The 14,834-nt window shown below is 35.6% G+C and carries 13 protein-coding genes; 11 read left to right on the top strand and 2 right to left on the bottom strand.

Annotation, left to right across the window (positions count from 1 at the left end; genetic code table 11):
* The first annotated feature begins 506 nt into the window (after positions 1-506).
* The 6 genes from B2C77_RS05460 (at position 507) to B2C77_RS05485 (ending at position 5,759) form a co-directional block, all read left to right on the top strand.
* Positions 507-1,370, top strand: coding sequence for a CAP domain-containing protein (locus tag B2C77_RS05460; RefSeq protein ID WP_077702731.1), 864 nt, complete (start codon positions 507-509; stop codon positions 1,368-1,370).
* A gap of 489 nt (positions 1,371-1,859) precedes the next feature.
* The gene (locus tag B2C77_RS05465; protein ID WP_077702732.1) at positions 1,860-2,618 is read left to right on the top strand and encodes a lysophospholipid acyltransferase family protein; all 759 of its coding nucleotides are present in this window, start codon (positions 1,860-1,862) and stop codon (positions 2,616-2,618) included.
* A gap of 108 nt (positions 2,619-2,726) precedes the next feature.
* A complete protein-coding gene (locus B2C77_RS05470) occupies positions 2,727-3,722 on the top strand; it encodes a glutaminase (RefSeq protein WP_077702733.1) in 996 nt (331 codons plus the stop codon).
* 315 nt (positions 3,723-4,037) lie between these two features.
* Entirely contained in the window at positions 4,038-4,511 is a 474-nt protein-coding gene (locus B2C77_RS05475; protein ID WP_077702734.1) for a low molecular weight protein-tyrosine-phosphatase, read from the top strand.
* A gap of 9 nt (positions 4,512-4,520) precedes the next feature.
* The gene (locus B2C77_RS05480) at positions 4,521-4,820 is read left to right on the top strand and encodes a YtxH domain-containing protein (RefSeq protein WP_254843938.1); all 300 of its coding nucleotides are present in this window, start codon (positions 4,521-4,523) and stop codon (positions 4,818-4,820) included.
* 114 nt (positions 4,821-4,934) lie between these two features.
* Positions 4,935-5,759, top strand: a complete 825-nt coding sequence (locus B2C77_RS05485) for a YihY/virulence factor BrkB family protein (RefSeq protein ID WP_077702736.1) — start codon at positions 4,935-4,937, stop codon at positions 5,757-5,759.
* A 131-nt stretch (positions 5,760-5,890) separates the two neighbouring features.
* Here the strand turns inward: B2C77_RS05485 and B2C77_RS05490 are convergent, their stop codons facing one another.
* Positions 5,891-7,765 carry a heavy metal translocating P-type ATPase gene (locus B2C77_RS05490; RefSeq protein ID WP_077702737.1) on the bottom strand — a complete coding sequence of 625 codons (1,875 nt, stop codon included), beginning with the start codon at positions 7,763-7,765 and terminating at the stop codon, positions 5,891-5,893.
* A gap of 567 nt (positions 7,766-8,332) precedes the next feature.
* Here B2C77_RS05490 and B2C77_RS05495 point away from each other — a divergent pair.
* The 3 genes from B2C77_RS05495 (at position 8,333) to B2C77_RS05505 (ending at position 11,514) form a co-directional block, all read left to right on the top strand.
* Positions 8,333-9,211 (top strand): transporter substrate-binding domain-containing protein, encoded by an 879-nt coding sequence (locus B2C77_RS05495; protein ID WP_077702738.1) that lies wholly within the window; start codon positions 8,333-8,335, stop codon positions 9,209-9,211.
* 307 nt (positions 9,212-9,518) lie between these two features.
* On the top strand, positions 9,519-10,214 hold the full coding sequence (locus B2C77_RS05500; RefSeq protein ID WP_077702739.1) for an amino acid ABC transporter permease: 696 nt from the start codon (positions 9,519-9,521) through the stop codon (positions 10,212-10,214).
* Between the two features lie 733 nt (positions 10,215-10,947).
* Entirely contained in the window at positions 10,948-11,514 is a 567-nt protein-coding gene (locus tag B2C77_RS05505) for a Uma2 family endonuclease (RefSeq protein ID WP_077702740.1), read from the top strand.
* Between the two features lie 199 nt (positions 11,515-11,713).
* Here B2C77_RS05505 and B2C77_RS05510 read toward each other — a convergent pair whose 3' ends face one another.
* The gene (locus tag B2C77_RS05510) at positions 11,714-12,889 is read right to left on the bottom strand and encodes an MFS transporter (RefSeq protein WP_077702741.1); all 1,176 of its coding nucleotides are present in this window, start codon (positions 12,887-12,889) and stop codon (positions 11,714-11,716) included.
* 410 nt (positions 12,890-13,299) lie between these two features.
* Here B2C77_RS05510 and B2C77_RS05515 point away from each other — a divergent pair, with 410 nt between their 5' ends.
* Both B2C77_RS05515 and B2C77_RS05520 read left to right on the top strand, forming a co-directional pair.
* Positions 13,300-13,692, top strand: a complete 393-nt coding sequence (locus B2C77_RS05515; RefSeq protein WP_073011308.1) for an OsmC family protein — start codon at positions 13,300-13,302, stop codon at positions 13,690-13,692.
* Positions 13,693-13,812: 120 nt separating this feature from the next.
* Positions 13,813-14,559 carry a YfkD family protein gene (locus tag B2C77_RS05520; protein WP_414930284.1) on the top strand — a complete coding sequence of 249 codons (747 nt, stop codon included), beginning with the start codon at positions 13,813-13,815 and terminating at the stop codon, positions 14,557-14,559.
* Positions 14,560-14,834: the final 275 nt, after the last annotated feature.

The following is a 14,834-nucleotide window of genomic DNA, read 5'->3' on the forward strand; positions in this document are numbered from 1 at the left end:
TCTTAATTTTTACCATTTTAGGGGGTAGCTGGACAAGTGTTAGTTTACACTATAGGAAAGCATAAAATCTTTTTGGTTTATAGTATAAGAAAAACGAATATCTCCCGAAAATACTTGGTAAAAAGGTGGTGCTTCTATCTAACATGACATGATAACATGAACCAACATGCAAGTCAGCCACTTATGTTAAAAATCTATTATACTATATTTTTTATCTATCGGGGGGAATAGGAGCGTAACAATTTCATTACAGATAGTCAGATTTTGTAATATAAGCTCGAACATTTTAAGTATGTCAACACTAAATTTAATGAAATGTTTTCCTAGAGGTTGAAAAATTACCATTTTTGTTGCCTAGAAGCATATAGTAGTTCCTTATGTTTCAAGACTTGATTGTATAGACAAATATGAATAATAGCTTTTGGAAATCGATGGCATAATTATTACAAAAAATCCATGCTATGATGATTTTGCACAAAACAAAACCAAAGGGAGCGTATGCAAATATGTTTAAGAAAGTAGCTGCAACCGTAGCTTTATCATCAGCCTTATTATTTGGGGGAACTTTTTCAGCCTCAGCAGATACCGTCTCTAAAGAAACTTCACCATATCAGATATACAAAGTCTATTATTCTATAAATGGTAATTGGCAAAGCTTTTCTGAAAATAATATAAATCAATTGCTTCAGAAGTATATGAGTAATATGCAACGTTATGGAAAAAAGATAGATTGGAATAATGTTCATATAGAAAAACAAGAAGCTAACAAGGAAAATGCTGATCAAGCAGCAGATAAGCAAGATAAAAAAGAAGCGAATCAATCAGCGCCAGAACAACCAAAGCAAGTAGAACAGAAACCAAAAGAACAAACACCTGCAGAACAACCTACAGAGAAGCCTGAACAACAAAAACCTGTACAACAAGAAAAACCAAGTAATCAACAAGTGCAAGAGAAAGAGAAGCAAGAGCCTTCTCAAACAGATAAAAGCGAGTTAAGTCAATTTGAGCAGGAAGTTGTTGATTTAACGAATCAAGAAAGAGCAAAACAAGGTTTGCCTGCACTAAAAGTAGATACAGAGCTTAGCAAAGTGGCACGTGCAAAATCTAAAGATATGGCAGCAAATGGATATTTTGCTCATAATAGCCCAACATACGGTTCTCCATTTGATATGATGAAACAATTTGGCATTAGCTACTCAACAGCAGGAGAAAACATTGCAAAAGGGCAGCGTAGCCCGCAAGAAGTAGTCAATGCTTGGATGAATAGTCAAGGGCACCGTGAAAATATTATGAATGCTAAGTTTACGCATATCGGTGTTGGTTATGTAGAGCAAGGCAACCATTGGACACAACAGTTTATTGGTAAATAATATACCATTATTTATATATTTAGCTTGTAGAGAAACCACTCGTTTTCTACAAGCTTTTTTGTACTATAGGCGAGTATAGATTGGTATACGCAGGTTTTTATTCACTACAGAAAAAGTATAAGATTTTTTGGTTTATAGTATAAGAAAAAAACAAAGTCTTTCTAAAAAGATAAGGAGTATAAATTGAGGTGCTTAGGATAACGAAAAACGAATATCCACGCCCAGATCCACCGCCCAGTGATGAGGCGACTTCTCGAAATCGCCCTAAGCTATGTCATCTTCTGTTCGTCCCTCACAGCTTTTTCATGCTTGTATTGGAAAGATAAAATTTTAGGATTTGCCGCATACGTTAAGTTTTCCAAGCATCATTCTATGGTGATCGATATGAAGCGAGATATAAGGTAAATCCTTTCTGATTGAAGTCGACTTTATCTTGCTGTTATAGAAATCCAGCGGTATAATAGCTTGTGGTGAAAGGAGCTACTTTAAATGATTCGTACGATAGGAATATACCTCTATGCTAGCATTTTAGTACTCGGAACATTTTTTAAATTGCAGAGAGCGAAAAAATTACAACATGAACTAACTAAAGAAGAAATTTTCATTCAACCAAGTCTTGTCTCGAAGAAGGTGTTTCAACGAACAGGGAGCACTATTAAAGTAGAAGGGCAAGAAAAACTTCCGGAAGGCCCAGCACTATTTGTTTCTAATCATCAAGGGTTGTTTGATATATTAGTGTTACTCGGTTATTTAGGGAAGCCAGTTGGATTTATAGCAAAAAAAGAGATTAAAAAACTACCCATTATTTCCTCTTGGATGGAGCTAGTTCATTGTGTGTTTATGGATCGTAAAGATCGTCGACAATCGGTTCGTGCTATCGGTCAAGGGATTGAGTATTTGAAAGAAGGGCACTCTATCGTTATTTTTCCTGAGGGGACCAGAAGCAGGGGGAGACAACTTCATTCCTTTAAACCTGGCAGCTTTCGTTTAGCAATAAAAGCGAACGTACCGATTGTACCTGTTGTGATAGACGGAACATATCATATGTTAGAGGAACAGGGTGGAAAAGTTTCCTCGTCATCTGTACGTCTTATGATTAAAGATGCTATTACTCCTGATAAATATATGGAGATGAAGAGTAACGAGTTAGCGACACATATAGAAGAAATAATTAAAAAGCAACTAGAAATAAATGCGTTAGGACAAGATAAAGAAAAAGAAGAAAATCAACTGTTATCAGCGGAATAAAGTTAGAAGTAGTGCTTGTAGTCTAACCGTGGGAGTTATGTTACATAACGCTCACGGTTTCACGTTTCAAATTTATAATTCGAAACATACTATATTAGAGGTGATAACATGGTGCAAGGTACGGCAAATTGGAATACAGAAATTACGAAAGAATGGTTACAATCCTATGTAGATGACTGGGTGCAATTTTACAAGAAAGAGACAAAAGAAGGGAAAGTTGCTTCTTATATTCCAGTGTTAAAAAAAGCTGATCCAAATCTTTTAGGAATTACTATCATTGGCAAAGACGGGATGATGATTCAATCTGGAGATGTTGGCACCCCATTTACCATTCAAAGCATTTCCAAAATATTTAGTTTTATAGTAGCTTGTATGGAAAGAGGAGTATCTTATGTGCTCGATCGAGTGGATGTGGAACCGACAGGAGAGGCATTTAATTCTATCATGCACCTAGAGATGCGTAAATTAAAGAAACCATTTAATCCATTTATTAATGCGGGAGCAATTACAGTAACGTCATTATTGAATGGAAAAAGTTCAGAAGAAAAATTAGAACCTATATTTCAGTTGTTTACCAAAATTCTCGGTTACAGACCGCGCATAAATGAAGACGTCTATGTATCCGAACGAGAAACATCTGTAAGAAATCGTGCTATTGGTTATTATCTCATCGAGTTAGGTTATTTGGAGTCTGCATTAGATTTGACGCTTGATACGTATTTTAAGCAATGTTCTATAGAAGTAACAACAGAAGATTTGGCCAAACTTGGTTTAGTTTTAGCTAATGATGGGATAGATCCTCAGACAGCCGAAGAAATCATTCCTAGAAATGTGGTTCGTCTAGCAAAAGCGCTCATGTTAACTTGTGGAATGTACGACGCTTCAGGGAAATTTGCTGCCTATGTTGGTATCCCAGCAAAAAGTGGGGTTTCAGGAGGGATTATTGCTACAGCTCCTCCAAGAGTTAGAAAAGAAACATTGCCTTTTATTGAAGGGTGTGGCATTGGTGTATATGGTCCTGCGTTGGATGACAAGGGCAATAGTATTGCAGGCATAAAATTATTAAAGCATATTGCAACCAAATGGGATTTAAGTGTTTTTTAGAAATAGTAGAATTGTTCGAGTAAGCGTTGACACAATCAATAGCACGTCAACATCTAGATAAATATGGTGGCGATACTATCTAACGATTGCTTTTTCACAGTGGTTACGAGATAGCATCATGAATAGATTGGACACGTGTGAAAAACTTAAAATAGGCACCGCAGAAATTTTGTTTGCTTCATTTTGTAATATTGGATGAGACTGTGATAAAAAGCATGCTGAAACTTACACCTATTATAGAAATGGAAACTTTTGCTGTTAGGGGGGAAGTTGCTTATAATAGAAGGGAACAATTAGCGGAAAGTGGGGGATTTAATGATACGGGTCATGTTTGTTTGTCTTGGTAATATTTGCCGCTCGCCAATGGCTGAAGCTATTTTTGTTAATTTAATACAAAAAGAAGGATTAACAGACCAAATTGAGGTGGAATCTGCCGGAACTGGTGCATGGCATATTGGCAAACCACCCCATAAAGAAACGATAGCGATTTTAAAAAAGTATGAGATTCCAACGAATGGATTAGTTGCTCAACAAATAACATCAAAAGATAAAGGTAAAGCGGATTATTTCATTGCTATGGACGAGGAAAACAAACAAGATTTATTGCGGATGTTTGGAGAAAACGGTAAAGTACGAATAGCAAAATTAATGGATTTTGTGGAGCATACCAAAGAAGAAAATGTGCCTGACCCTTATTTTACAGGTAATTTTTCATATACATATGAATTGGTAGCTGAAGGGTGTTATCAACTCTTACAATATTTAAAACAAAAACATGCGATACAATAAGGAGTGTACATGATGGGAAAAAGAAAATTAGTTACAGGAGTCGTACTAGGGGCAACAGCAGGTGGATTAATTAGTCTTTTAGATAAAGAAACAAGAGTTTATGCAAAAGAAAAACTTGCATCCGCAAAATCTGGTGCAAGCTACATGTTAAAAAATCCGTCTGAGACGATCCACACAGTGCGGACTAATTTTGATAAATTAAATCAAGCATTTACAAAAGGTGCTGAGAATACAATTAATGCTTTGAACGAAGCGGAAACAACACTTGAAAAAGTAACGAATAAAAGGAAAACGGACCGAATAGAATAAAGTACGATGGACAAGTCATACTTCATAATGATGAACCAATGATCTGACCTTGTATAATAACCTATGCTTAAAACACATATCTAAGCATGAGGGAACAAGTTTAGGAGTCGAGTAATGGTAAATACAGTACTTTCTTTTGGAAAGCAGCTATATCAACGAATGATAAAGATAGACCTGTTTGGATTGGCTGCACAGTTAGCTTATTTCTTTTTGTTGTCACTGTTTCCATTTCTATTATTTTTAGTGACGCTTGTTGGTTATTTACCGATGGATGAGTTAGCTGTATTAGATATTATTTCTTCGTATGCTCCACCTCAGATTGTAGAGCTGATTTCAACAAATGTTACGAATTTAATTAGACAACAGAACGGTGGATTGCTTTCTTTTGGTATAATTGCCACACTATGGGCATCTTCTAATGGTGTAAACGCCTTAATGCGGGGTTTTAACTATGCGTATGAAGTAGATGAAAACCGTTCGTTTATTGTTTCAAGACTTATTGCTATTATAATGACAATAGCAATGATAGGAATTATAATTATCGCATTATTATTACCTATATTTGGTAAATTAGTTGGTTCTTATTTATTTTCATTTGTCGGTTTATCAGAAGGTTTTATTCATGTATGGGAAGCCTTGCGTTGGGTTGTTTCGTCAGTTGTTTTCTTTATTGTCTTTCTTGCATTATATAAGCTTGCACCGAACAAACGAATCTATTTAAAGGATGCAGTGCCAGGAGCTTTGTTTGCTACAGTAGCATGGCAACTAGTTTCATTAGGTTTTTCTTACTATGTGAGTAATATTGGTAATTATTCAGCAACATATGGCAGTCTCGGAACTGTCATTGCACTCATGATTTGGTTTTATTTATCAGGGATCATTATCCTAACTGGCGGTCTAATAAATGCTGTCATTCGAAAAAACAAACATGTAAAATAATATAGGATTAGACAAGGCATTTTCATAAACTTTGTCAATGATCTTTGCATATAGAAAGCAAGCAATTATATTTTAATAGGCCTTAGGGAAATTGGTAACCCCTAAGGCCTTATCGGTCTTAACTTGATAAGTTATTTTAATAACCGTAATCCATTTAAAATAACTAAAATGGTGCTACCCTCATGTCCTATTACTCCTAATGGCATATCAAGGATTTGTAAGAAATTAGACGCAATGAGTATAGCGATAACTGCAAGGGAGAAAAATATATTTTGTTTTACGACGCGATTCATTTTTTGAGACGTGTGAATGGCGTTGGTTATTTTGCTAAGGTTGTTTTTCATAAGCACGACATCTGCAGTTTCTAACGCTACATCTGTTCCTTCTCCCATTGCAATGCCAATATTTGCTGTAGCTAATGCTGGGCCATCGTTAATTCCGTCACCAACCATGCAAACATGTTGATATTTTCCTTTCAGTTTTTTTATTTCTTCCACTTTCTCATGTGGTAAACAATTTGCTACATATTCATCAATACCAGCTTCTTCTGCAATGGCTTTCGCAGTAAGATCATGATCTCCCGTAAGCATAACGGTGTGAATTCCATGTTGTTTTAATAATTTAATAGCTTGTATGCTGTCTTTTCTTACCGTATCTTTCAGTGCAAATAAAGCTACAATCTGCTGTCCTTTTTTTACATAAACGATTGTTTTCCCCTCAGAAGCAAGTTGCTTCGTTATATCCTCAAAATCCGCTTCATAACCAATATAATCAGGCTTACCAATCTCCCAAGTTTCATCCTCAATTACGGCTGAAATACCGTTTCCAGTAAGCGTAGAAACTTGAATATCTTGTAACGAAGTACCTATTTGTTGTTGCTTGCCAAATGTAACTATAGCGTAGGCAAGAGGGTGTGTTGAATCTTGCTCCATAGCCATTGCAATAGGTAATACATCCTCTTGCTTATGATCTGGATGTACATGAAAATCAGTCACTTCCGGTTTCCCTTTCGTTAATGTACCTGTCTTATCAAATGCAATGGCATGAATATGTCCCATGTTTTCAATGTGGACACCCCCCTTAAATAGAACCCCTGCTCTTGCGCTTTTAGATATGGCGGATAAAGTAGCTGGCATAATGGAGGCTACAAGGGCACATGGAGAAGCAACAACGAGTAAGATCATAGCTCGATAAATACTTTCCTGAAGTGTCCAGTCAAACAAAAGATGGGGAATGAACATCATCAAGACGACAACAATTAATACGATTTTCACGTAAGCTCCTTCAAACTTTTCAATAAATAACTGGGAAGGAGATTTTTCATCTTGTGCGGATTGAATCATTTGGATGATTTTTTGGAATAGCGTTTGATTTGCTGCTTTCGTAATTTCGATATATATCGAACCATCCAAAGCAACTGTTCCTGCAAAAACTTCTTCATTTTCTGTTTTTCGAACCGGAATAGATTCTCCGGTAATGGCACTTTCATCTATGGATGTTGCTCCACGGGAAATGATCCCATCTGCAGGGATTCGCTCTCCGGCACGTACATAGATCATGTCACCTATTTGTAAAGACGAAACAGTAACCATTTCTTTTTGATCGCCATTCATTCGTAATGCTTCTTCAGGTTGTAATTTCATAAGTGAGGATATTTCTTTGTTACTTTTATTCATCGTATACGTTTCAAGCGCACCTGATAAAGCAAAAATAAAGATTAGAATGGCACCTTCTGTCCAATAACCAATTGCAGCAGCACCAATCGCGGCGAATATCATTAACATTTCTACATTTAAGTCTTTATTACGTATGGTTTCTGTAATTCCTTCTTTTGCTTTGGCATACCCTCCGATTACAAATGCGACGAGATGAAGGGTAACCCATAAAGCGTCAGACAGATGATTTTCGAATGTCCAAGCAATTGCAATAAGTAACCCACTAAATAGAGCTGCAATTAGCTCTTTATGTTCAGATATTTTTTTCGTTATCTTTGTTTCGGTTAACATGATCGGCCTCTCCTATCGTTACTTATTGTTAAAAAGTTTACGGTTTTTTAACGGAGGGGTGAGAAGACACACAGAATGCATGGCTAAAATTAAATTCCCCAACCTAAAAAACAATACGCCTTTTTTCTATAATTATTATTATATAATATTTATTGTTATATTATCATAATGGGTGAGATTGTCAAGACCGCATATGCTTATTTTACCATGAAACTGTGCTTGAATTTGCTTTTTTGCATTAAAAATTAGCCTAATACAACAATAATAGCACTTTTTTAGAAAAATTAATAAAGTAAATGTCGCTTATTTTATTAATTGATAGAAATTATCAATTAATAATTTTATAAAAAGTATGTGTGTAAGCCATTTGTTTTGAAAAAATATTTTCATTTAAATATATATAACAATTGAAAATGTGTGTACATAAGTAAGTTGTTGTTTGTACTTATGCTTCCCTAACAATTAGAGTGAAAGGATAACAAGTTGTTTCTATTCCCCTTTAATTTATATGTATATTCTGTTACAATCCGATATGTACTTATAAATACAACAGATGGAGGAGTCATGATGAAATATATAAAGATATCCTTGATTTTAATTGCTTCAATAGTGTTTATTACTGCTTGCTCTAACAGTTCAGGTGATTCAAACAGTGAGGGTGAAAATGGTGAAACAGATAAGAGATGGCAAGAGGTAAAAGAAAAAGGAGAGTTAGTTGTTGGGACGTCCGGTACACTAATAGCAGCCTCCTATTATGATGGGGAAGAAGAAAGTGAGGAGCAATTGACGGGATATGATGTAGAAGTAATGCGTGAAGTTGCTAAGCGTTTAGATGTAGATATTTCGTTTGAAATTATGGGAATCGACAGCATGTTACCCGCCATTAAAAGTGGCAGAATTGATGTTGCAGCAAATGATATTGAAGCAACAGACAAGCGAAAAGAGTCCTTTAACTTTAGTGAGCCTTACAAATATTCTTATTCTACCATGGTAGTGCGAAAAGAAGATAATTCTGGAATTGAATCGCTAGAAGATTTAAAGGGGAAAATAGCTGGTGGTGGAGCCACTACTATATATAGTCAAATTGCCGAACATTTTGGCGCAGAAGTAAAAACGTACGGAAATGCTCCGAATGAGGCTTATTTACGTGATGTTCACAACGGTAGGTCAGATGTTATCGTAAACGATTATTATTTATCTAAATTTGGTGTCGCAGGATTTCCAGAGTTTGATATTCATCTTCATCCAGATTTAAAGTTTCACCCAACAGAACAAGCTGTAGTAATTCCAAAAGATGCAGACATGCTTACTGAAAAAATAAATGATGCTTTAGCTGCAATGAGAAAAGATGGGACGCTATCAGAGTTAGCTAAGAAATTCTATCAAGAAGATGCTTCTCAAAAACCTGAGGGTGATATACAAGAAATTGAAGGATTAGATTTATAATTCATATAAACGAATTTTTAATTAGTTGGGGTTTTCTTTCATCCGCACTAATTATTAATCGACCAGGGATATGACTTCAGCCTTTTATGAAAAAAGGCATTTAGGTGCTGTTACCTCCCACTTAGAATTTTCCCATACTAGTGGGAGTCTTATAGCGCTTTACACCCGGAATAACCGGTTTAGAAGCCATTTTTAAGGCCATCCACAGTATCTGGATGGCTTTGTTACAAAATAGGAGAGCTTTTACAAACAAACTCTTGTATATAAGCGATAGCTTTTCCTATACGTGTGACAGAAAGGGAGATGAATGGTGCAAACATTCCAATTTAGTGACATATTTGATGTTCAGTTAGCGATAGATAATCTTCCGTTTGTATTGAGCGGACTGCCAATGACTTTACTTGTCTCGGTTATTGGTATGCTATTGGGGCTTGTTTTAGGGCTATTGCTTGCTTTAGCGCGAAATGCTTCTTATTTTTTCTTGCGCTTACCTGCTAGATTATACATATCGTTTATGCGGGGGACGCCAATCCTTGTTTTTTTGTTCATTCTGTATTTTGGACTTCCGGTTATTGGGATTAAATTGACAGCATTCATGGCAGCTTGCTTAGGGTTTGGTTTAAATAGTGCTGCGTATATTGCTGAAATTGATCGTGCCTCGTTGAATAGTGTAGATAAAGGACAATGGGAATCAGCAAAAGCATTAAATTTAACTTATTGGCAGACGTTGCGAAAAGTTATCTTGCCACAAGCGACTAGAATTGCTATTCCACCATTAACAAATGTATTTATGGATTTAGTCAAAGCTACTTCGTTAGCAGCTGTGATTACGGTCCCAGAGCTGTTCCAAAAAACACAAATTGTTGCAGGTAGAGAATTTGATGCCATGACGATGTATATTCTCGTAGCGCTCATTTATTGGCCGCTATGTATCGTTATTGCTTTTATCCAAGAACGTTTAGAAGCACGCTTCAGTAAATATGTCGTGCATGAAGCAGTTTAAGTTTTTTTACTATAATATTTAAAGGTTTATCGTATAAGAAAATAAAAACTACAGCTTTTGCCAAGTATTATGGGGAAAGCTGTAGTTTTTCTAATCTAGGAAGTAAAAAGTTTAGTCTATCACAGTAATTGTAACTATGGTATATTTAGTATTTTGCTCATTGCATTAACCGTATGGAAAGGTAGTCGTTTTATTTAATGTGTCCAACTGCCGATGTACTTTGGGAAAATCTCCATCTCTAAACGAATGAACTGTTCCACTGCAAAGGATACTTTGCCACGTATATAGTTCGATTTATTAAAATTCCTTTGAAATCATACATAGTCTGATTTTAATTTACTCAGCTTAGCTTGTAATAATTTTTTAATCCTTTCCCTATATCTCCTTACAATGAGTTTATTGGGAGTAAATGTATAAATTTGTCAAATAGCTGAAGTTCACAATTATTCATAAGTCAATTATTACATTTTAAAGTTATCATTTATCGTGCCAACACTGAAACTGAAATCGCAATAAAATCCACTTATACTTCCATTGATTCAGAGTTGCCATACTTTAAAAACTTTCTCTTATATACGGCAACATTAAACCTTTTAAATATCTATTTCAAAGTGTACATTTTTGCTTAACATGTGTATGAACATTACAAGGTGATACGGACCCTTCCCCAAGGTTGGTGTAACTTTTCAAATGACAGATAATACTATACAATTAAAAAAAGGGTGTGAGTAAAATGAGTTTACCAAACGAAGAACTTGTCTCCTTAAAAAAATTTTACCAAATGCGGGAGCAGACCGATCAGCTCCTTGAATATATTGATGGCGTCGTTTACATGTCGCCCTCACCCTCCACCGTTCATCAACGGCTATCTATGCGATTAGCCGCGCAATTATATAACCTATTAGAAAGCGGTGATTGTGAGGTTTTCTCGGCGCCGTTTGATGTGAAACTAAGTAATGAAAATATTCCTGGAGATAAAGTGGTTATCCCTGATTTGTCTGTCATCTGTGACAAAAGTGGCTTGGATGATCAACAATATACAGGTGCTCCTACAATGATTATTGAAATAATTAGCCCATCCAATCAGGCACATGACCTTATTACAAAATTGAATTTATATATGCAGTATGGGGTCAAAGAATATTGGATTGTGAACCCCCTGCTCAACACAATCATGGTATATGCCTTGAATGAAAAAGCGAAATACGAACAGAAAGACATTGTCCGTGAAAAGGGTATCGTCACATCATCAGTGCTTCCTGATTTTTCAGTTGATGCTGAGAAGTTTTTTCAGCAATAACAGCGTTACGCGGGGATGGTTCTCTCGTCCCTAAAAAAGTCAGTCCAAATGTAACATCTGGACTGACTTTTTGCGCTATAGGAACGTATAATCTTTTATGGATTATAATATAAGCAAAACGACGAAAGCCGCTTCTGCTCGTCGAAAATTCGCTCATCCTCGCGTAAAACTCGCTCATTAAGTTCTAATAATTTCCTTTTTACGTCCCCACTCGATTTGTTTCGTGTTGGGTGTTCTTCTTTACTAACATAGCTACTGTAATCAACATTAAGATAAAGCTTATAAAATAAAAGAATGAAACGCGTTCAAAAACGTCAATAAAATAACCGCCAATAAAAGGTCCGCTAATGCTACCAACACTAAACATGATGCCAACCATTAAATTTCCAGCTGGAAGTAAGTTTCCGGCGAGTAAATCTGTCATATAAGAGATACCTAAGGAAAACAAAGAACCTACACACATTCCTGCTAAAGTGAACAGGATAAATAAAGCAAGGGCAGAAGACTCTAAAATGGCAGTAAACAGAAAACATAGCGAACCGAGCGATAATACAGTTATTAGTACCGATCTTCTACCGAATTTATCGCTTAATGCACCTAACGGGAATTGGGTAATTAAGCTACCTGCTGCAAAGCAAGGAATAATGAGTGAAAGTGTATGAACATCATGCCCAATACGCAGGCCATAGATAGGGAAAATGCTATGTAAAGAGGCCTCTAAGAAACCATATCCAAAACCAGGTAACATCGCAATCCAGGCTATTTTAAAGGTTTGTTTAAAGCGTTGCATTGAACTTGTCGGATAAACTGGGTCTACAGATTGTTCAGGCCATTGATTACGAAGGAAAAACAATAATAGCCAGACGGTGAAGCTCAAAGCTGCAGAAGCTAGAAAAGGCACCGATTGGTGAATGGATAAAAGTCTTGTCATTAATGGACCTATAGCAAAGCCTGCTCCAAACGATAAACCATAAAGAGCAATACTTCTTCCTCTTGTTTCCGCTGTAGCTGTTGCCGTTATCCATGTTTGTGTGCCAAAATGCAACATTTGGTCACCAATTCCTATAATAAGTCGCAATATAAACCAAAACCATAAAGACTCCCATACTGGAAATATAGCCAAAGAAAGGATGACGAGCAAACCGCCGACAAAAATCATTGGTTTAAAACCAAATTTTCGCATTGGCTTTTCCATAAATGGAGAAGCGATTAAAACTCCAATATATAATCCTGTTGCATGCAAGCCGTTAATAGAAGAGGCTACGCCATTTTGTTCAAGAATAATAGAAATTAATGGTAATAACATTCCTTGTGAGAAACCAGATATAAATACAAGCGCAATTAGTATCCACAAACGATATTTGGTCAGTTGCATGATGGACTCTTCCCTTCTGAGTGGTTCTCTGTTGTTTGTTGACTTGGCAACTCTTTAGGATGCTTGAGCTGTGAAACAACAATCTTCACTGGATGACGTTTTTTGGGGTGAAATATTATTATGTGTATCTGTCTTTTGGTTCTAATAAATTAAGTAAATTGGTGTGGCAACATTACTATTGTATCAATGTGGCAGTTCGTATTGTTGTTTTTATAAGGATCGTAGCTTCTAAAACGACAAGGTGGTAAACAATTACTTGCCCATACAAACCGTTAATTCGATCCTGTAATTGGATAAACCTAGCAATAATTTACTAGGAATAGAGGAAAAGGTCAATTATTGTGAATAAATTGGCCATATCGTTTATGATAAAAAGGAGAAGTATATTAAAAAATAGGAGGGAAGTTCTGATGAAATTACATTTAAAAGAACATGGTTTTAGAACTGAATTAGACTTTGGTCAGTTAGATATTTCTGGAGATGAGGAATTTGGCTTTCGCCCGTATCAACTAATGGTTGCTTCGATCGCTAGTTGCAGTGGTTCAGTCTTTCGTCAAATCCTTCAAAAGCAGCGCACAGACGTTCATGACATGCAAATTAATGCTACTGTTGAAAGAAATAAAGATGAAGCAAACCGCATCGAGAAAATAGCGCTTACTTTTATTATTAAAGGTAGTCATTTAGATGCAGAAAAATTGTACAAAAGCTTACATGTAGCCCGTAATAACTGCTCTATGGTGCGTTCTGTGGAGGACAGTATTGAAATTGTAGAGAGAATAGAAATTATTGAACTTAGCAGATGATTTGTTCACGTAGGTATAAAATTCATATGTCAGAAAAAGCTAAGAAAAAAAGAAAGGGTTTGACATATGAACAGACTGAAGCATTCTATTTTCCTGATTCTTTTTGTTTCTTTCATAGTTATGGTGCTTGGACCAAATCAATTACTAGCTGAAGAAAAGAAAGAGACTTCTTTTAATATCCCTAGCCATGTACTAAATATTTCAAAAGATAATACTTTTCCTAATTCTACAGAGGATGAAGAAGTAATTGAGCCAAGTGAATTAACGAAAGAATTAACAGATAGTTTAGATATTAAAATTGAAAATCCAGTGTTAATTAAAATGTTAAATGAAACAACTTTAAACCCATCTCCAATTGCTTTTGGTTATCGAGGAATGGTTTATTTAGGACGTTGGCCATTAAATTATGAATCGCTGGAAACAACGATTAATTGGGAATACCAGCAAGTAAATAAAAATGAGTTGAATAATACAAGTGGGTCAGAGCCTCAAGAAATAAACTATATACAACAAGAACAAAAAGAAATCAAAGGAGCATTGACGAATAAAATCAGCAAACCATCTGATGTGAAAAAAATGATGTTGCTCACAGCAAAAGAAAAAACGAAACTGCCTCTTTCGTATCAGACAGTTATTGGAAAAAACACAAAAAAAGATAATACGTATAAAGTGCCCAGTGATAAACTTGCCGTTCTCCAATCGTATGCGCCAGCAGTAAATGAAAAAGGACAAGTTACATTTGGGGAAGTATATGTGAAGTTAAAGGGATCCGATAAATCCATTGCTGTCAAAAACGTGACGAAACAAGGAATTGGAGCTTGGATTCCCATTCAAGATCATGTCTCCTTCTCTTATAAATTAAAATAATGTTTAAAACAAAAAAAGCTATCGCCCTAGCGATGGCTTTTTTTACATTTGCTCTATAACGAATGGAAGGATTCGCTTTCCATTTTCTAATTAGAATATCTTGGCTTGTAAGCAAGTATTGTGTGATAGTTTTTCTCTAAGGAAGTAAACGTTTGAAAATCATATTTCCTTTACCATAAGCGTATAATAAATTTGAAAAATACTGAAAATGTAAGAAAGGGTTGATTTTTTCTCTTTAATACTTTATCATAATGAAGTACTAAAGAGATGCGAAA

The sequence above is a fragment of the Virgibacillus dokdonensis genome (genome assembly GCF_900166595.1).
Lineage (GTDB): Bacteria > Bacillota > Bacilli > Bacillales > Amphibacillaceae > Virgibacillus > Virgibacillus dokdonensis.